The following is an 18,498-nucleotide window of genomic DNA, read 5'->3' as shown; positions in this document are numbered from 1 at the left end:
CTCGCATCCACCCGATCGAGTGAGTGGCTGCGGACATGATGTGACGACAGGGGGCCTGCATCCGGCACAACGAGTGGCGCGGCAGTTGGGTTACGGACGAAAGATGATCGGACGGATCGTGGCGGGGGCGGTCAGCGGGCATCGTCCGGCAGGAGCCGGGCCAGGGTGCGGACGGCACGGTACTGGAGGGTCTTGATCGCGCCCTCGTTCTTGCCCATCACCCGGGCGGTCTCGGCGACCGACAGTCCTTGCAGGAAGCGCAGCGTCACACACTCCTGCTGCTGGGGGTTGAGTTTGCGCACGGCCTGGAGCAGCGCGGCGTTGGACAGGGCCTCCAGGACGGAGTCCTCGGGGCTGCGCTCGACCTCGTTCGCGTCGAGCATCTCGCCGGTGGTGACCTCCAGCCGGAACCGGCTGGACTTGAAGTGGTCGGCGACGAGGTTGCGGGCGATGGTGACCAGCCAGGCGCCGAAGTCGCGGCCCTGCCAGGTGAAGGTGGAGATGCGGCGCAGGGCGCGCAGGAAGGTCTCACTGGTGAGGTCCTCCGCCGTCGCCTTGGAACCGACGCGGTAGTAGATGTAGCGGTAGACGGTGTCGCTGTACTGGTCGTAGAGGCGGCCGAAGGCATCGGCCTCGCCGGCTTGCGCGCGCTCGACGAGGTCCATCATGCGCGCGCTGTCGCTGTCGGCGGTGGGTCGGCGGACGGTCGAGGTGGTTGCGGCCCCGCGGCTGCTGCGTCTCCCGACCGCCGCACCGCGTTCGGCCAGGGCGTAGCAGGGGCCGGCAGGCGCAGGGGAGGCGAAAGCGGGGACGGCGGCAGGCGTAGGGGTGGCGAAGGCGGGGACGGCGTACGCGGTGGGGACGAAGCCGCGCAAGCGGTCGAGGACCGATGCGCGCAGCGTAGCCAGGCCCGAGGCGTCAACCCCGACGTGTGGGTACACGGGACTCCCAGAGGCAGAGCTTCCATCACGTGCAGTGCGGAACCGTTACTCGTCGTGGTGAGTTCGGGTTCCGGAATGCGTCTGAGGAGAATAACGCTTCGTACAGGCGTTGCTACACCCAGTTGCTCAAATCATCGCTTCCGTCGCTTCTCTTGCGACTAAGTGACGGTTCAGGCGACACGTCGTGATCGGTTATTGATCGAATTCCTTCGCATTCTGCCTATCGCCGTGACGGGTTGTGGCCGTACTGATAGAGGCCGACCGGCCGGAGCGGCGGACCGGGCGAGGTGCGCGATTGGTTGCGTTTGGCTGTGGCTCGACGTGGCCGGTCGTGACCGGTCGTGATCGGTCGCGGGACTGCCGCCGGAGGGCGGGTGGACGCGTCGGGCGGGGCGGGGGAGCCGGCGCGGGTCCGGCCGGAGGTGATGGCCGGCGCGGGGCGGTGGTGGGAGTGGGGCGGTGGTCAGCGCCGGCGGCGGTGCAGGGCGACGGCGGCCGCCGTGCCGCCCGCGAGCGCGCCGACCCCGGCGGCGGCCGGGATACCTACCTTGGCCGCCTTGCGGCCCGTGCGGTAGTCGCGCAGCCGCCACTCGTGGGCGCGGGCGTGCCGGCGGAGCTTGGCGTCCGGGTTGATCGCGTACGGGTGGCCGACGAGGGAGAGCATCGGGATGTCGTTGTGCGAGTCGCTGTACGCGGCGCAGCGGTCGAGGTCCAGGCCCTCCGCGGCGGCCAGTGCGCGGACCGCTTCGGCCTTCGCGGGGCCGTGCAGGGGCTCGCCGACCAGGCGGCCCGTGTAGACGCCGTCGACCGATTCCGCGACCGTGCCGAGGGCGCCGGTCAGGCCGAGGCGGCGGGCGATGATCGTGGCCGTCTCCACCGGGGCCGCGGTGACCAGCCAGACCTTCTGCCCGGCGTCGAGGTGGGCCTGGGCCAGGGCGCGGGTGCCGGGCCAGATGCGGTCGGCCATGTACTCGTCGTAGATCTCCTCGCCGATGGACATCAGCTCGGAGACGAGGTGTCCCTTGACGATGGAGAGCGCGCTGTCGCGGGCGTCCTGCATGTGTTCCGGGTCCTCGACGCCGGCCAGCCGGAACCACGCCTGCTGCCAGGCGAACCGGGTCAGCTCGCGGCGCTCGAAGAACTTGCGCTTGTAGAGGCCCCTGCCGAAGTGGAAGAGGGCCGCGCCCTGCATCACGGTGTTGTCGAGGTCGAAGAAGGCGGCGGCGCGGTCGTCGCCGACGACGGGGAAGGCGGGCGCGGCCCGGTCGGGTGCCTCTTCCGTCCCGGCCGGGTGCGCGGCGTCTTCCGTTCCGGCCTGTTCGGTCTCCGGTCCGGCGGGGTGCGAGGACTTGCGTGCCGCCTCCGCCGCCGCCTCGCCCGCGAGCACGCTCCGTGCTGTCGCGGAGCGCCTACGCGGGGTGAGCCATCCAAGAGCGGCCATGTCGCGAGCATAGCCATTGTGTTCGGCCATTCCCGAACCGTCGGGCCGCCGGGGGGTGAACTCCGTACGGACGGCGGACGGTCCCGCGGCCGTCCGGTCTCCGCCGGAGGTGACGGGCGGGCGCAGAATGAGGGCATGAGTGCCCTGTTGCGTCGTACGAGGAAGAAGCCCGCGGACCGGAAGGTGACCCTGGTCGGGAAGCCCGGGTGTCATCTCTGCGATGACGCGAGGCGGGTGGTGCGGGAGGTCTGTGAGGAGACCGGTGCGTCCTGGGAGGAGAAGGACATCGGTCAGGACCAGGAGCTGTACCGGATGTACTGGGAGCAGATCCCGGTGGTCCTCGTGGACGGGGAACAGCACACGTTCTGGCGGGTCGATCCGGTCCGGTTGCGCAAGGCGCTGGGTGCCTGAGCGAAAGCCGGTTACCATCATGGGCGTTTTGGGTGTTCTCGGGGGCGTGGACGTGAGGAGTGTGTGCGGCTTTGCCCCCTTCGGGCCCGCAACGGGCTGATGCGGTCCATGGTTCCGGGATCGCGCGACGAATGCGCGTGACCCCGGTCACTTTGACCGGACAAAACGGACACCATCTTTGTGCACGCGTTCACAAAGACATAGCCTGCATCCGACGGGGCGGTCCAGGGACATACGGCCGCCTAGAGCCCCGCTCATCCCGCAGGAGCACCGTGGCAACTGGCCGAACTCACCGACCGGCGACCCGTAGCCGAGGAATTCCCGAGGCCACTGTCGCCCGACTTCCGTTGTACCTACGCGCATTGACGGCGCTCTCCGAACGCTCGGTCCCCACGGTCTCGTCCGAGGAACTGGCCGCGGCGGCGGGGGTCAACTCGGCGAAGCTCCGTAAGGACTTCAGCTACCTCGGGTCCTACGGGACGCGCGGCGTGGGCTACGACGTCGAATACCTCGTCTACCAGATCTCCCGCGAACTCGGGCTCACCCAGGACTGGCCGGTCGTCATCGTCGGCATCGGTAACCTCGGCGCCGCGCTCGCCAACTACGGCGGGTTCGCCTCCCGCGGCTTCCGGGTCGCCGCGCTCATCGACGCCGACCCCGCCATGGCCGGGACGCCCGTCGCCGGTATCCCCGTCCAGCACTCCGACGAGCTGGAACGCATCGTCAGCGAGAACGGCGTCTCCATCGGCGTCATCTCCACCCCCGCCGGCGCGGCCCAGCAGGTCTGCGAGCGGCTGGTCGCCGCGGGCGTCACCTCCATCCTGAACTTCGCGCCGACCGTGCTGTCGGTGCCGGACGGCGTCGACGTCCGCAAGGTCGACCTCTCCATCGAACTCCAGATCCTCGCCTTCCACGAGCAGCGCAAGGCCGGCGAGGAAGCCGCCGCCGGGCCCGACGCCGACGTGGTCGTGCCCCCCGTCCGCAGCACGGCCGGGACCAGCAGGAAGGGACCCGACGGCGATCTGCCCGCCGTGATGCCGGCATGAGTCTCCTCGTCGTGGGCCTGAGCCACCGCAGCGCCCCCGTCTCCGTACTGGAGCGGGCCTCGCTGGCGTCCGACGCCCAGGCCAAGCTCCTCCAGGACACCCTCGCCGCGCAGCCCGCGGTCGAGGCCACCGTCCTCGCCACCTGCAACCGCATCGAGCTGTACGCCGACGTGGACAAGTTCCACGCGGGCGTCGCCGAGCTGTCCACGCTGCTCGCCCAGCACAGCGGGGTCGGCCTCGACGAGCTCACCCCCTATCTCTATGTGCACTACGAGGACCGGGCCGTCCACCACCTCTTCTCGGTGGCCTGCGGGCTGGACTCGATGGTCGTCGGCGAGGGCCAGATCCTCGGCCAGATCAAGGACGCGCTCGCCCTGGGGCAGGAGCTGCACACCGCGGGCCGGCTGCTCAACGACCTGTTCCAGCAGGCCCTGCGGGTCGGCAAGCGCGCCCACAGCGAGACCGGGATCGACCGGGCCGGGCAGTCGCTCGTCACCTTCGGCCTGGAGCAGCTGGCCGACGGCGCCGACGTGGGCGACTGGGCCAGGGACAAGCGCGCCCTGGTGATCGGCGCGGGCTCGATGTCCTCGCTCGCCGCCGCCACCCTGGCCCGTGCGGGCGTCGCCGAGATCGCCGTCGCCAACCGCACCCGGGCCCGCGCCGACCGCCTCGTCGAGATCCTGACCGCGACCGGTGACACCGCCGCCCGAGTGGTCGCGATGAACGCCGTGCCCGAAGAACTGACACGTGCCGACGTCGTGGTGTCCTGCACCGGAGCCACCGGGCTCGTGCTGACCGCCGAGACCGTCGCCGACGCGCTCGGCACCGCCCTCGACGCCGCCGTCGACGCGCCCGCCGGACAGCTCTCCGCACCCGCCGGGCTCGACCAGCACGCGGCCTGGGTGGAGAACGGCGCCGCCGCCGCGACCGCGCAGGCCCAGGCCGTACGCCGGGCCACCGTGCCCGCGCAGGGTTCCGGCCCCGCCAAGCTCGCCCTGCTCGACCTCGCCATGCCGCGCGACATCGACGGAGCCGTGCAGCGGCTCGCCGGGGTACGCCTCGTCGACATCGAGTCGCTCGCCGACGCGTCCGCCGACGCGCCGATGGCCGCCGACGTCGACCGGGTGCGCACCATCGTCGCCGACGAGGTCGACGCCTTCGGCGCCGCCCAGCGCGCCGCCCACATCACCCCGACCGTCGTCGCCCTGCGCACCATGGCCGCCGGTGTGGTGGCCGGCGAGATCGCGCGGCTCGACGGACGACTCCCCGACCTGGACGAGAAGCAGCGCGCCGAGATCTCGCAGACCGTGCGCCGCGTCGTCGACAAGCTCCTGCACGCGCCCACCGTGCGGGTCAAGCAGCTCGCCAGCGAGCCCGGCGGCGCCGGGTACGCCGACGCTCTGCGTGAACTCTTCGACCTGGACCCGCAGACGGTGGCCGCCGTCTCCCGGGCAGACCTGAACGACCCGAATAGAGGGCGGTCATGACCGACAACTCACCCCTGGGCGTGGGGGCCACCGCTTCCGGCGACCGACGTCCGCTCCGGCTGGGCACCCGGCGCAGCAAACTCGCCATGGCACAGTCCGGGCTCGTCGCCGACGCGGTCGGCGAGGTGACCGGGCGCGCCGTCGAGCTCGTCGAGATCACCACGTACGGCGACGTCTCCCGGGAGCACCTGGCGCAGATCGGCGGGACCGGCGTGTTCGTCGCCGCGCTGCGCGAGGCGCTGCTGCGCGGCGAGGTGGACTTCGCCGTCCACTCGCTCAAGGACCTGCCGACCACACAGCCCGAGAGCCTGCTGCTGGCCGCCGTGCCGCGCCGCGAGGACCCGCGTGACGTGCTGGTCGCACGGGACGGGCTGACCCTGGAGGGGCTGCCGTCCGGCGCCCGCGTCGGCACCGGTTCGCCGCGCCGGATGGCGCAGCTCAACGCGTACGCGCGGGGCCGCGGTCTCGACATCGAGACGGTCCCGATCCGGGGCAACGTCGATACGCGCATCGGTTTTGTACGAAGCGGCGAGCTGGACGCGGTGGTTCTCGCCGCGGCCGGGCTCAGCCGCCTGGGCCGGCTCGGTGAGGTGACCGATTTCCTGTCGGTGGACACCGTGCTGCCCGCTCCCGGTCAGGGAGCACTGGCGATCGAGTGCGCTGCGTCCAGCGCCGACCTCGCCACCGCGCTCGCCGCGCTCGACGACCCGCACACCCGGGCCGCCGTGACCGCCGAGCGTGCCCTGCTCGCCGCCCTGGAGGCCGGCTGCTCCGCACCCGTGGGTGCGCTGGCCGACCTGCAGGCCGACGGGCAGGCTGTCAATGAACTGCGCCTGCGCGGAGTCGTCGGGTCCACCGACGGTGCCTCGCTGGTGCAGATGTCCACCACCGGTCCCGTTCCCACGTCGCACGACGACGCGGCGGCGCTCGGTCGCGAACTCGCGGACGAGATGCTTGCCAAGGGTGCGGCCGGTCTTATGGGGGAGCGAGCACTTTGAGCCCCACCGGCCACGCCGCGTCCGACTTTCCTGTCCCGTCCGCACACGGGCACGTCACCTTCCTCGGCGCCGGTCCCGGCGACCCGGGACTGCTGACCCTGCGCGCCGTCGAGGCGCTGGCGAGCGCGGACGTCCTTGTCGCCGAGCAGCACGTGCTCGACGTCGTCCGCTGCCATGCGCGGGCAGGCGTAAGCACGCCTGAGCTGGCGGTTGTTGACGATCTGTCAACAGCCGCCGGGGTGCCCGTTCTCAGGGACGCCGCCAATCTTGTCATGGAGGCAGCGAAGGGCGGCAGGCGGGTGGTACGTGCCGTCTCGGGCGATCCGGGCCTGGACGGTGACGCGGGCGCCGAGATGCTCGCGTGCGCAGCTCAGGGCATCCCCTTCGAGGTGGTTCCCGGAGTCGCGAACGCCGTGGGCGTGCCCGCGTACGCCGGTGTGCCGCTGCGGGACGCGCAGGGCGCCGATGTGCGTTTCGTCGACGCCCGTACCGCCTCCGAGCGCTGTTGGTCCGAGGTCGGCGCGAGCGACGCGACCGCCGTCGTCTCGACGACGCTCGACTCGGTCGCCGCCGCGGCCGGTGAGCTGGTCTCCTCGGGCCGTAAGCCCGACACCCCGCTCACCGTCACCATCGGTGGTACGACGACCCGCCAGCGCACCTGGACGGCGACCCTCGGGACGATCGCCCAGGTCCTCAAGCAGGCCAAGGTCCTCCCGTCGCCGGACGGGCACCAGCCCGTCATAGCCGTGGTCGGTGAGCGCAGCTCCGCCGCCCAGCGCGACCAGCTCGCGTGGTTCGAGTCCAAGCCGCTGTTCGGCTGGAAGGTGCTCGTGCCGCGTACGAAGGAGCAGGCGGCGTCGCTCTCCGACCAGTTGCGTTCGTACGGCGCCGTGCCGCACGAGGTCCCGACGATCGCCGTCGAGCCGCCGCGTACCCCTCAGCAGATGGAGCGCGCGGTCAAGGGCCTGGTCACGGGCCGGTACGAGTGGATCGCCTTCACGAGTGTCAACGCGGTCAAGGCGGTCCGGGAGAAGTTCGAGGAGTACGGGCTCGACGCCCGTGCCTTCGCCGGGATCAAGGTCGCCGCGGTCGGCGAGCAGACCGCCGCCGCGCTGATCGACTTCGGTGTGAAGCCGGATCTGGTGCCCTCCGGTGAGCAGTCCGCCGCCGGGCTGCTGGAGGACTGGCCGCCGTACGACCCGGTCTTCGACCCGATCGACCGGGTGTTCCTGCCGCGCGCCGACATCGCCACGGAGACCCTGGTCGCCGGGCTCATCGAGCTGGGCTGGGAGGTCGACGACGTCACCGCGTACCGCACGGTCCGCGCCTCGCCGCCGCCCGCCGAGACCCGGGAGGCGATCAAGGGCGGCGGGTTCGACGCGGTGCTGTTCACCTCGTCGTCGACGGTACGGAACCTCGTCGGCATCGCGGGCAAGCCGCACAACGTGACCGTCATCGCGTGCATCGGCCCCGCCACGGCGAAGACCGCCGAGGAGCACGGGCTGCGCGTCGACGTCCTCTCCCCGGAGCCGTCGGTGCACAGGCTGGCCGAGGCGCTCGCCGCGTTCGGCGCGCAGCGCAGGGACGCCGCGAAGGAGGCCGGTGACCCGGTCACCCGGCCGAGCGAGCGGCGCCCGGGGGCGCGCAGACGGCGTACGACGACCTGACGGATGTCACCGAGGTGATCACGGGCGGTCCGGCTGCTTCGGCGGCCGGGCCGCCCGTCGCCGTACACGGGTTCTCGTTTCCCGGTCCGGGTGTCGGTAAGGCGTTCGCGTGGCCGGGTTTATCGTCGGGGGTGGCCCGACGGACCGGCCGGGCCTCGCCGTGACGGTGGCGCCGCCACGGCCCACGCGAGTCGTGACGATCGTGCGGCTGAACGCGGACCACGCGGGAGGCGACGCTCGTGCCGCTACGGACCACCCAAGAGGCGACTGAAGAGATGACTGAGTACGGAAACTTCCCCGGCGCCCGCCCCCGGCGGCTGCGGACCACGCCCGCGATGCGGCGGATGGTCGCGGAGACCCGCCTCTCCCCGGCGGACCTGATCCTTCCCGCGTTCGTCCGTGAGGGGATCGACGCGCCCGTCGGCATCTCGGCGATGCCCGGCGTCCAGCAGCACACCCTGGACACCCTGCGGAAGGCAGCCGTGGACGCGGTGTCGGCCGGGGTCTCCGGGCTGATGGTCTTCGGTGTCCCGCTGGACGAGAAGAAGGACGCCCTGGGCACGGCGGGCACCGACCCGGACGGCATCCTCCAGGTCGCGCTGCGGGCGGTGCGCGAGGAGGTCGGCGACGATCTGGTGGTGATGTCCGACCTCTGTCTGGACGAGTACACGGACCACGGCCACTGCGGTGTCCTGACCGAGGACGGCCGCGTCGACAACGACGCCACGCTGGAGCGGTACGCCGAGATGGCCCAGGTGCAGGCCGACGCGGGCGCCCATGTGGTCGGCCCGAGCGGCATGATGGACGGCCAGGTCGGCGTGGTCCGCGACGCGCTGGACCAGACGGGCCACGAGGACGTGTCGGTCCTCGCGTACACCGCGAAGTACTCCTCCGCCTTCTACGGCCCGTTCCGCGAGGCGGTCGGCTCGTCGCTCAGGGGCGACCGCAAGACGTACCAGCAGGACCCGGCGAACAGCCGCGAGTCGCTGCGCGAACTGGCCCTGGACCTCGCCGAGGGCGCCGACATGGTCATGGTCAAGCCGGCCGGGCCGTACCTCGACATCCTCGCGAAGGTCGCGGACGCGGTGGACGTGCCGGTCGCCGCGTACCAGATCAGTGGCGAGTACGCGATGATCGAGGCCGCCGCCGAGAAGGGCTGGATCGACCGGGACGCGGCGATCATGGAGAGCCTGACGGGCATCCGGCGGGCGGGTGCGCGGATGATCCTGACGTACTGGGCGACGGAGGTCGCGCTGCGGCTGGGGCGCTGAGCCGGGATTCTGCCGGGCGGGGGCCGGGCGGTCCGGTTCGCTTCGGTGAGCGGGGCCGGTGGGGATCGGGGCCGGTGGGGAGGGCGGGCCGCCACCGGTGAGCATGTGACCGATCGGCGGATTCCGTGGCCGTGCCGGAGCGCGGCGGCCCTCGGGCGTGAGGCCCGTGTCCGCCCGCCCTGTCGGTGGTGCCGTCTACCGTGGCGTCATGACCAACCTGAGTTACGGCCGCCACTGTGCCGAAATCGTCGCGCAGACCGGGTTGTTGGCGTCCCGCGTCGAGGACGCGGACCTGACGCTTCCGGTGCCCTCCTGTCCCGGCTGGAACGTCGGCCAGTTGCTGCGGCACCTCGGTGGTGCCCAGCGCTGGGCCGAGGAGATCGCGCGGACCCGCGCGACCCAGCCTCCCCCCGACGACCACTTCCGTGACCTGTCCGCCTACACCGACGAGGACCCCGCCCTGCTCGGCCCCTGGCTCACCGAGGGCGCCGAGCGCCTGGCGGACACGCTGAGCGCCGCCGGGCCCGACGCGGAGGTGTGGTCCCCGGTCCCCGGGGGAACGACGGCGTTCCTCGCCCGGCGCTTCACGCACGAGACGGTGATCCACCGGGCCGACGCGTTCCTGGCGCTCGGCGCGGAGTTCACCGTCGCCGAGGAGGTCGCCCTCGACGCCCTCGACGAGTGGATGGAGCTGGGTTCGCTGCCCGTGATGCTCGACATCCGTTCCGGGCTGCGCGAACTGCTCGGCCCCGGACGGACCGTGCACCTCCACGCCACCGACACCGCGCCGGAAGCGGCAGCGGAGTGGCTGGTCGACCTCACGGGCGACACCATCACCTGGCGCCGCGCGCACGAGAAGGCCGCCGTGGCCGTGCGCGGCCCGCTGACCGACCTGCTGCTGGCCGTCTACCGCCGACGACCCGTCCGCGGCGAGGGCGTCGAAGTCCTCGGCGACGAGCGGCTGCTCGACTCCTGGCTGGAGCAGGTCGGCTTCGGATGATCGGCGGGTGCGGCGGCCGAGCCGCGCCCGGGTGACTCACCGATCCTTCGGAGTGACCCGCCGGAGCGGACCAATTCGCCACCGACGGGGGTGAGTTGGCGGGAGCGGGGGTTACGCTCGGGAGGCGCCCGGGATGCCTTTCGGACGGTCCTCGGGCGGCGGGAAGAGCAACAGGGCCGAACACGAGGGGATTGCGATGAGGCGGAGATCTTCAGGCCGGGTGCCGGCAGCCGTACTGCTGGGAGCGGCGGTGCTCGCTCTGGGCGGGTCCGTGGTCCACCTCGCCGATGCGTCGCCGGAGGAGAAGGCGCGTGGTCTGGCGGCGGTCGTCACTCCCGTCGACCAGGACAGTGGTTCCACAGTCGTGACCAAGGGGCCCAAGGGCTGACATCCGGGGGCGGCGGGGTTGCGTGGGGGGCGTCTCCGGCGGGCGTACGGCCGCGTGGCCGAACCGGCCGGGGTGATGTCTGCGGCCACGGTGATGTCTGCGACCGCGCTGATGTCTTCCTTGCCGGACGGAGCGGACGGAGCGGACGGTCGGCACGGCCTGCCGGAGCGGACACGCGGTGCGAGGGACCGTCCACGTGAAGCGCTCGGCCGGGAAGTCCCGGCCGAGCGCCTGGTGTTCCGTTCACGGCCGCATGTGCCGGACGGCGGTTCCTACAGGAAGGCGATCGAGGACGCCCGGTCGTTCATCGCGTCCCCGACGTACGAGGTCGACTGCTGGTACTCCTGGTGCGTGCCGCCCGTGTTCGGGGAGTCCCACAGCTCCAGCCAGCAGCTCACCGTGGTGAGCGAGCTGACCGCGTTGTCCATGCTGCCGCCGATGTTGGCCTGGTAATCCCGGCCGTTTCCGCTCTGGCAGCCGACACTGGCGCTGTACGTGACGGACGTGCCGCCGTAGTTCGAGTCCTTGTAGACGATGCCGAACTGGACGTCCTGCGGGCCCAGGGCGTTGGACGACGCCTTGAGCCGCGCGACCAGGTTCTGGTCGATGTCCTTGGCGGACAGCGGGGCGTCGGTTATGCGGCCGTGCGTGGTGGACGCGATGGCCTCACGGAACGTCCCGAAACACTGGGACTTCCCGGTCTCGACGTTGACGACGCAGTTGCCGGCGGGATGTGCCGGTGCGGCATTGGCGGTGGCGGTTCCGGCGACGGCCGCCGTCAGGATGGTTGCAGTTGCGATGGCGATGCGTGACAACACGGATGACCCCTGTCTTGTGGACGGTCTGTCAACGCCGGACATACTTCCGTCCCGCCGTGGTTCGGACCAAGGGTGCAATTGGCCATCATTCTTCCGCCGTACGGGGGCCGACCGGCCAACGTCCTGCGCGTTCGCCGCGCGATCCTGCCCGGATGCCCTGGTCAGGCGTTGCGGATGTAACGATTCGGCCGTTCGGGACGGTGTGCGTATTCGTCCGTAAATCGAGAACCGGGCCGTACGAGTGCCGCTGCGGGCACGGATGGCGGCCCGCGCTGCGGGCACGGCACTCCTCGATGGGGCGGTCCTCCCGAAGTCGGCTTCCCCGCCGCCTGGCCGACGGCCCTGCGCGGCTGCCCGGCTGCCCGGCTGCCCGGCTGCCCGGACAGGGCCGGCCCGGAAAACGGTTCGCCCGTGCTCGCCTCGTTCGGTACGGTCGCGGGATCGTTTTCACCGCATGGGAGCCCTTGAGGTTCGCGTGTGGTCTTCCCGGCGGTTTCCCGACAGTTCCCCGGCTGAGAGCAGGTTCCGTCCATGGCATGTCGTATCAGTGAACTCGTGCTCGGTTGCCGCGACCCCGAGGTGCTGGCGCGGTTCTGGTGCGAGGTCCTGGACTTCGTCGTGCTCGATCGCGAGGACGACGGCACGCTGGAGATCGGGCCGCGCGGGGGGTTCGGCGGTCCGCAGCCGACGATCATCCTCAGTCGCAGGGATGAGCCGGAGCCGGGGAAGTCCCGGCTGCACATCGACGTCAACGCCACCGACCGCGATCAGGGCGCCGAACTCGAACGCCTGCTGAAGCTCGGTGCGCGCCCGGCGGACATCGGCCAGACGGGGGAGGAGCAGTGGCACGTCCTGACCGACCCCGAAGGCAATGTGTTCTGCCTGCTCAAGGCCCGTCTCAACCCACTCTGACACCGGCCAGGGGTCACGTCTCGGGGCAGGGTGCCTGCGGTGTGCCCCGAAGTCCGGTGGGTCCGGTGGGGAGGTTGTCCCCGGGTCGAGCCGTCTTCGCGTCTTCCCGGAGCGAGCGCTGGTACTGACCGGGTGTCTGTCCGACAAGTGTCGTGAACGCGTCGATGAAGGCGCTCGGATTCGCCCATCCGCAGGCGATCGCCGTGTTGGTCACCGAGACCTCGGCGGTGAGCAGGAGGAGTGCGTGGTGGACGCGAAGCTGTGTGCGCCACTGGGGGAAGCTCATTCCGGTCTCCTGCTGGAAGAGCCTGCTGAGTGTGCGTTCGCTGGCGCCCACCCGATGTCCCAGATGGCTGAGCGTGAGAGGGGTTGACATCCCCTCCTTCACAAGAGCGACAACGGCCCGGAGCCGGTCGTCGTGGGGCTCGGGAAGATGCAGCGGCTGTTCGGGCGCGGTGGTGATGTCGTCGATGATCACCCGGCGCAGACGCGAGCGGGCGCCCGGAGGGCGGCGCTCGGAGCCGGTCAGGGACAAGATGGCCTCGCGCGCGAGCGGCGTCATGACGAGCACCGCAGGATGCTCAGGGAGCAGGGCGGCCAGGCTCGGCGCCATGAAGACGATGCGCATGTCGGTCCGGCCGTGGGCGCGATGCCGGTGCTCGAAGTTCGCGGGAATCCATACGACCCGATTCGACGGGGCGATCCACGAACCTCCCGGGGTCACGAGCGAGAGCACTCCCGTGGCCGGGTACACCAGATGTCCGCGAGTGTGCGTGTGCTCGGGTGTTCGCTCGTCGTGCCCGAGCAGGAGGACGTGTTCGCGGAAGACGTGTCCGAGCCGCATCGACTCGTGGCGGTTTTCAGGCATCCTCGGTCAGGTTATCAGTTGTCCGCCTCGGTCGTCCTCGGATGGACTGTGGTCGTGGCTCGGCGCCACATGCCCGGCGACGACCTCGCGCCACCCAAGGCCCCCTCCCCGGCCGATCGGGGATCGAAAGGACAACCAGCGTGTCCAACCTCCTCCAGGAACCGGCCCCGCGAACACGGCCCGGTAGAGGCGCCCGCGGCAGGCTCAGCACCGTCGTGTTGGCAGTCGGCCTCCTCGCGGCTGCGTTCAACCTGCGCATCGGCGTCGCCTCGATCGGTCCGGTGCTCTCGGACATCCAGGCAGACCTCGGCCTCTCCGAAGTCGTCGTCAGCCTCCTCACCACCATCCCTGTCGTCGCATTCGGCGCCTTCGCCTTTGTGACCCCGGCACTGAGCCGCCGACTGGGCCTGCATCGACTCCTCGGAGCGGCGATGATCGCGCTCGCCGCCGGCATCGCCCTGCGTCTCCTGCCCAGCCTCGCCGGGCTCTTCATCGGCACCGTCATCGTCGGTGCGTCGATCGCGATCGCCAACGTCATCATGCCGGCCGCGATCAAGCGGGACTTCTCCCACCGCGTCGGCCTGATGATGGGTCTGTACTCGACCGCGCTCTCCGCCGGCGCCGCCCTCGCCTCGGGCGCCACGGTGCCGTTGCTCTCCTTGGTCGGCGGCGGGTGGCGACCCACTCTGGCACTGTGGGCGGTTCTCGCCCTCGTCGCCTTCCTCGTCCTCGTCCCGCAGTTGCGGCACACCCCCGTCCGTGACCCTCGGACCCATGTGGTCGCCGATGCCCCGTCCGACGTCGGCGAGCCCTCCGTCCGCGCTCTCACGCGCGATCCGGTCGCCATCGCCGTGACCGCGCTCATGGGTCTCCAGAGCATGAGCTTCTACGCGGCCCTCACCTGGGTCCCGACCCTGTTCCAGGACGCGGGTATGGACGCGCATTCGGCCGGCTGGATGCTGTCGTACTCGGCCTTTCTCGGTATCGCCGCCTCACTCGTGACGCCCGCGATCGCCAAACGGACCCGTCCGGCGTGGCTTCCCGTCGCGGTCGCCGTGGTGCTGACCGGTGCGGCCTTCGTCGGTCTGGCCGCGGCCCCCCTGCCGGGGGCGTACGTGTGGATGACCATGCTCGGACTCGGCCAAGGCGCTTCCCTCAGTTTGTCCCTCACGTACATCGTCTGGCGCTCGCCCGACGCCAGGCACACCGGCCACGTCTCGATGATGGCCCAGGGATTCGGCTACCTCCTGGCAGGACTTGGCCCCGTCGGCCTCGGCGCACTGCACACCGCGACGCAGGGCTGGGGCGTCCCACTCATGGCGCTCATCGGCTTGCTCGTCCTGCAGATGTGGGCCGGCGCGCTCGCGAGCCGCGAACGCCACGTTCTTGCCGGTCACCGCTGAGAGACGGTGATGTCGCTTCAGGCGGGGCGGGGCGGGGCGGGGCGGGACGGCCGCCCGTCCGGCCCCGGCGGCACTGGTCGGCGGCGTACGGTTCCGGGTTGCGGACGGTGTTCCGTGGCGGGACGTACCCGTCGAGCACGGGCCGTGCGGCCCCGGCTGTCGCGGACCGGGGCCGCAGGCGGGGAGCTGAGGCTCTTGAGCGTGCTGGGTGAGGCGTGGTGCTCAGGTGGCGATGTGTGTGGCGAAGGCCGACCAGGTGGTGGGGTGCAGGGTGAGGGTGGGGCCGTCGGGGTTCTTGGAGTCGCGGACGTGTACGGCCGCCGGGTGGGTGGCGACCTCTACGCAGGCGCCGCCCTCCTCGCTGCTGTGGGTCGACTTGTGCCAGTGGTAGGCGACTTCGAGGCACTGGCGCCCTCGTCGCCGCTATAGGTCGACTTGCGCCATGGGTAAGCGACTGCAAGGCAGTTGCCGCCGTCGCTGCCGGGGGATGCTCGCCTATGACCTGTCCGACTACCTGTACGCCCGTTCCACCGGTCACTTCGCCTCGCTGATGACGTTGATCGCCAGAGGCTGCCGCCGTGCCGTACGCACCCAGGAAGAGCGTTTGACCAGCGCACTGATGGACAAGGTCAAAAACGATGTGGCGCGGAGAGCGCCCGCCGCGAACTCATGGTGGCTCTGGAAGAGGGCCTGCTGACGACACGGCCTGGCCGGGCTGCCAGGGGCGCGCGTGAACGGGCCGATCCCTTTCCCGCGAGAGCGGCTGTCGCTGGCCGTGGCGCCCCTGCCGGGCGGAGGCGCTCGACAGCTGGATCGAGGAGTACTCTCGCCAACTCATCGTCACTTCCCGCGACTTCCTGGCCTTCGTCGACCTACCGCGCGTCCGCCCCGAGCGCCTGATGACCAAGCTCCTTCCCGAGGATCTGTAGGCCCTCGCCCGGCGCACCGGCGTGGAGCCGCAGGTGCTGCGCGGGATGACCCTCGAACCGTTCGACAAGATCACGGTGAACCTCCGTCATCAGACACGCGGCCTCGCTTCCCCGCCCCACTGGCGCCGGCACAAGGGCAGCCGGTACTGCCCCACGTGTCTTGCAGAGAGTGGCGGCCGTTGGCTGTCGTCCTGGCGCAGTCCTTGGAGTTTCGCCTGCACCCGCCGCTCCCGGCTACTGATCGAGACCTGTCCGGGGTGCGGGCACCGCCCCCACCCCTCGGGACGCCATCCTGCCGGTGTAACGAGTCCGGCCCGATGCACCATGGCGCGTGGCCTCGACAACCAAGTGGACTGGGCCCGCAATCCGTGCAACACCGACCTCATCGGCCCCGCCACACGGCCGACCCCCTTCGCTCTCCTGCTCGCTGCCCGCTCCAGAAGTCGACCTACGGCGACGGCCGAAACGCATTCGATGAACTCGCAGCCCAGCACGGCTGGCGGCAGCACTCCGCTCTGACTTTCGACACCATCAACGGATATCTGTAGCCCATCATGACCGGGGACCACGTCACCTGCTGGAGCCTTCGGTCCAGCAGAGATGTGCAGCAGCGCAGGACCCTCCTGCGCTTCCGGGCAGACCCTCCCTTGCGTGCCTTCCTGCTCGACCAGGCCGCAGGCCACCTCAACCGCCTTGGCATCGACGAACCGGTGCTCTGGGAGCCGCCGGCCAATTGGGCGACCCGGCGTCGACTGGCCCGGAACCGAAAATACCTCAGAAAGAAGCTGTCGCTTGTCGAAGGGGCCACGGTAGTCCGCATAGTGCAGACTCTCTCGTCCTTGGAATTCACATCTACCGGGCGAATGCTCTTGCAGCAGTCCCTGTCGGTGATCGGCCGGTATGACCGCGTAAGCCCTTCACAGCAAGCCTCGGAGTTCTCATCTCGAGGACGCAAGGTCGCCGTGCTGGCGCTTTTTCGGAATTCGACTGATGATCATGCAACTTCCCCCGTGGACCACTGCCCTGAGCTCGCCTGGCAGTGCGGACCTCCGCAAGATCTGTTTCGAGTGGCAGGCGCTGATACCATAACCATAAATTTCGGGCTTTCCTCAGCCGGACATCAATCTGCTTCGTTTCCTGTGCGCAAGGAGCAAGAGAATGCCCAGGCCGAAGCACGACAACGAGATGGCGAAACCGGCAACATCACGCGGTGGGAGACCGATGACGGCCCAAACGCGAGGTTGCCGCATCGCATCGAAGCCTATCAGCGTGACCATGATGACCCACGTAATACCGGCCAGCACCGCAATGCGTCCGTCCCACAGCCAACGGGCACAAAGCATGACCCCGGTCAAGAACAGCATGTTTCTTCCCGCAGCTTCGGCGACAGGCGCGGCGCGAACTGCTGAAACCGCATATCCAATGCCCAGTGCAACGAGGCCGCTAATGGCAATCACCAATTGGTCGTACCCGGCCACACGGCGGGAAGCAGTGCCCTCAGGCCCCGGAGATCCGCTGTCCAGACAGACCATCAGGGCCACGCAGGCGGGGAGCGGAGCGAACAGCATGAGAGGGACACCGATTGTGCCCGACGACGTAAGCGTGGGAAGCCTCGCCATTTGGCCTCCGGCCGCGAAAGCCACTGCGGCGTACAAGGCGAGTGCGACGATGAGCAGCGGGATGCGACGGGCCTTGAACCATAGAGTCATGGGGTGTCAGTCACCGTCTCGGGCGCGGGCTCGCACCGTTCAAGCAGGGCCACGTTGCGGTGGAACCACGCAGTCTGGTCGTCTCGGGTGAGCTTGCGGATGGGTGCGACCTGCTTCATCGCATCAGGGCCGTATGCGTATGTCACCGTCGTTGAGGGCACCCCAGCGGTGAGCTGCAACCAGATGCGCAGAGAGCGCGGGTCGCCCACGTAGGCATCTGTATTCTCAAGGCAATTGGGCAGAGTAGGCAGAGCTGCTTCGGCGATGGATGCTCGTGCGTCGTCATCGGAAAAGAAGGGGGAGACGTACATGGACCACGTCTTCTTATCCGTTCCGGTAACGCGGGACACGTAGACGAGATTTTGCGGAGTGTCGATTCCTGCGGCTTTCAGCTTGGGCAGTACCTCCACAGCAGCTTTCTCAATCGCGGGGATTGCCCCGGCAAGTTCAGGTGGAAGGCAGACCTGGGGAACGCTACCTCCGCACTCCATGGCGTCCGCTCTCGGTACGACAGGAGCGGAGGGGCCCCAGTCGGATACGAGAGAGTATGAGACTGCGCAAGCGGATGACGCGCAGATGATCCCGAAGAAAGCGCCGAGGGCCCGCCTATTTCGTGCCATTGAAACGAGAATAACCCCGATGGCAAGGCCACACGCAAGTAGCGCCGGCGCAACGAGTGACGTCACGTTCAGATCCTCGGTGACAGGTACACCCGTCTCGAGATGACCAGTCAGATGCCGAACCCACATGGTGTTGAAGGTGGGTGGCAGGGCGATCCATAGATAGTCAGCCACCAACACAAGTGCCGGAGCCAACAGGCGTGGCAAGGTATTTCCTGCGGCAAACCCAATGACGATATGGGCGACAAGAACTGCTGTGATCATGCCCAATACGGAGAAACTTGGCCAGCCCAATGCATGGCCCATCGTCAAGCGCACGGCCGTCAGCGAGACCGTCACCGCGACCAGGCCAAGGAGCGCGACAGGAACGAGGGCCTGAGCGAAGAGAACGTAGCGGCTTCGCACCGGTGCGAGCCCAACAATGCCACCCTTGCGCAGGCGCCCAGCTTCCCATGCGGCGCAAGCGGCACACACCGGTGCAATGACGAAGAGACAATACGCAGCCACTGTGGTTCCGTCAGGCCAGTAGGCGGGGATGGTGCCGCGACTGATATCTGACGAGAGCCACCACACCATGAACAGTAGGGGG

General features: G+C 69.8%; 17 protein-coding genes and 1 pseudogene. 12 read left to right on the top strand and 6 right to left on the bottom strand.

Annotated elements, in window-relative coordinates:
- Positions 1–131: 131 nt before the first annotated feature.
- Together PZB75_RS12420 and PZB75_RS12415 are read right to left on the bottom strand one after the other, a co-directional pair.
- Positions 132–941, bottom strand: a complete 810-nt coding sequence (locus tag PZB75_RS12420) for an ECF subfamily RNA polymerase sigma factor, BldN family (protein ID WP_275535367.1) — start codon at positions 939–941, stop codon at positions 132–134.
- Between the two features lie 463 nt (positions 942–1,404).
- Complete coding sequence (locus PZB75_RS12415) at positions 1,405–2,382, bottom strand: HAD-IB family hydrolase (RefSeq protein WP_275535366.1); 978 nt, start codon at positions 2,380–2,382, stop codon at positions 1,405–1,407.
- 135 nt (positions 2,383–2,517) lie between these two features.
- Here PZB75_RS12415 and PZB75_RS12410 point away from each other — a divergent pair, with 135 nt between their 5' ends.
- The 8 genes from PZB75_RS12410 to PZB75_RS12375 all read left to right on the top strand — a co-directional run bounded on the left by PZB75_RS12410 (position 2,518) and on the right by PZB75_RS12375 (position 10,650).
- A complete protein-coding gene (locus PZB75_RS12410; RefSeq protein WP_275535365.1) occupies positions 2,518–2,793 on the top strand; it encodes a glutaredoxin family protein in 276 nt (91 codons plus the stop codon).
- Between the two features lie 272 nt (positions 2,794–3,065).
- Positions 3,066–3,839, top strand: a complete 774-nt coding sequence (locus PZB75_RS12405; protein ID WP_275535364.1) for a redox-sensing transcriptional repressor Rex — start codon at positions 3,066–3,068, stop codon at positions 3,837–3,839.
- Positions 3,836–5,326, top strand: coding sequence for a glutamyl-tRNA reductase (locus PZB75_RS12400; protein WP_275535363.1), 1,491 nt, complete (start codon positions 3,836–3,838; stop codon positions 5,324–5,326). The genes PZB75_RS12405 and PZB75_RS12400 overlap by 4 nt, the downstream gene beginning before the upstream one ends.
- Positions 5,323–6,324 carry a hydroxymethylbilane synthase gene (gene hemC, locus PZB75_RS12395; protein ID WP_275535362.1) on the top strand — a complete coding sequence of 334 codons (1,002 nt, stop codon included), beginning with the start codon at positions 5,323–5,325 and terminating at the stop codon, positions 6,322–6,324. The genes PZB75_RS12400 and hemC overlap by 4 nt, the downstream gene beginning before the upstream one ends.
- The gene (locus PZB75_RS12390) at positions 6,321–7,991 is read left to right on the top strand and encodes a bifunctional uroporphyrinogen-III C-methyltransferase/uroporphyrinogen-III synthase (protein ID WP_275535361.1); all 1,671 of its coding nucleotides are present in this window, start codon (positions 6,321–6,323) and stop codon (positions 7,989–7,991) included. The genes hemC and PZB75_RS12390 overlap by 4 nt, the downstream gene beginning before the upstream one ends.
- A gap of 275 nt (positions 7,992–8,266) precedes the next feature.
- Positions 8,267–9,262 (top strand): porphobilinogen synthase, encoded by a 996-nt coding sequence (gene hemB, locus PZB75_RS12385; protein ID WP_275535360.1) that lies wholly within the window; start codon positions 8,267–8,269, stop codon positions 9,260–9,262.
- A gap of 208 nt (positions 9,263–9,470) precedes the next feature.
- On the top strand, positions 9,471–10,262 hold the full coding sequence (locus PZB75_RS12380) for a maleylpyruvate isomerase family mycothiol-dependent enzyme (RefSeq protein WP_275535359.1): 792 nt from the start codon (positions 9,471–9,473) through the stop codon (positions 10,260–10,262).
- 220 nt (positions 10,263–10,482) lie between these two features.
- Positions 10,483–10,650, top strand: a complete 168-nt coding sequence (locus tag PZB75_RS12375; RefSeq protein WP_275535358.1) for a hypothetical protein — start codon at positions 10,483–10,485, stop codon at positions 10,648–10,650.
- A gap of 272 nt (positions 10,651–10,922) precedes the next feature.
- Here PZB75_RS12375 and PZB75_RS12370 read toward each other — a convergent pair whose 3' ends face one another.
- The gene (locus tag PZB75_RS12370; RefSeq protein ID WP_275535357.1) at positions 10,923–11,468 is read right to left on the bottom strand and encodes a hypothetical protein; all 546 of its coding nucleotides are present in this window, start codon (positions 11,466–11,468) and stop codon (positions 10,923–10,925) included.
- A 531-nt stretch (positions 11,469–11,999) separates the two neighbouring features.
- Here PZB75_RS12370 and PZB75_RS12365 point away from each other — a divergent pair.
- Positions 12,000–12,380, top strand: coding sequence for a VOC family protein (locus PZB75_RS12365; RefSeq protein WP_275535356.1), 381 nt, complete (start codon positions 12,000–12,002; stop codon positions 12,378–12,380).
- A gap of 13 nt (positions 12,381–12,393) precedes the next feature.
- On the opposite strand, the gene PZB75_RS12360 is transcribed toward PZB75_RS12365, so the two are convergent.
- On the bottom strand, positions 12,394–13,248 hold the full coding sequence (locus PZB75_RS12360) for a helix-turn-helix transcriptional regulator (RefSeq protein ID WP_275535355.1): 855 nt from the start codon (positions 13,246–13,248) through the stop codon (positions 12,394–12,396).
- A 215-nt stretch (positions 13,249–13,463) separates the two neighbouring features.
- Here PZB75_RS12360 and PZB75_RS12355 point away from each other — a divergent pair, with 215 nt between their 5' ends.
- Positions 13,464–14,651 carry an MFS transporter gene (locus PZB75_RS12355; protein WP_275535354.1) on the top strand — a complete coding sequence of 396 codons (1,188 nt, stop codon included), beginning with the start codon at positions 13,464–13,466 and terminating at the stop codon, positions 14,649–14,651.
- Positions 14,652–14,873: 222 nt separating this feature from the next.
- Here PZB75_RS12355 and PZB75_RS12350 read toward each other — a convergent pair.
- Positions 14,874–15,094, bottom strand: a pseudogene (locus PZB75_RS12350) (DUF397 domain-containing protein); the annotation flags it as partial.
- Between PZB75_RS12350 and PZB75_RS12345 the strand changes: the two are divergent.
- The gene (locus tag PZB75_RS12345) at positions 15,094–15,348 is read left to right on the top strand and encodes a hypothetical protein (RefSeq protein WP_343286289.1); all 255 of its coding nucleotides are present in this window, start codon (positions 15,094–15,096) and stop codon (positions 15,346–15,348) included. The pseudogene PZB75_RS12350 and the gene PZB75_RS12345 sit on opposite strands and share 1 nt — an antisense overlap.
- Before the next feature lie 834 nt (positions 15,349–16,182).
- Positions 16,183–16,989 carry a hypothetical protein gene (locus tag PZB75_RS12340; protein ID WP_275535353.1) on the top strand — a complete coding sequence of 269 codons (807 nt, stop codon included), beginning with the start codon at positions 16,183–16,185 and terminating at the stop codon, positions 16,987–16,989.
- 296 nt (positions 16,990–17,285) lie between these two features.
- Here the strand turns inward: PZB75_RS12340 and PZB75_RS12335 are convergent, their stop codons facing one another.
- The gene (locus tag PZB75_RS12335) at positions 17,286–18,485 is read right to left on the bottom strand and encodes a hypothetical protein (protein ID WP_275535352.1); all 1,200 of its coding nucleotides are present in this window, start codon (positions 18,483–18,485) and stop codon (positions 17,286–17,288) included.
- Positions 18,486–18,498: the final 13 nt, after the last annotated feature.

The sequence above is a fragment of the Streptomyces sp. AM 4-1-1 genome, assembly GCF_029167625.1.
In the GTDB taxonomy this organism is placed as follows: domain Bacteria; phylum Actinomycetota; class Actinomycetes; order Streptomycetales; family Streptomycetaceae; genus Streptomyces.
Note: the sequence above shows the minus strand (reverse complement) of the source record. Positions and strands in the feature narration are given on the sequence as shown.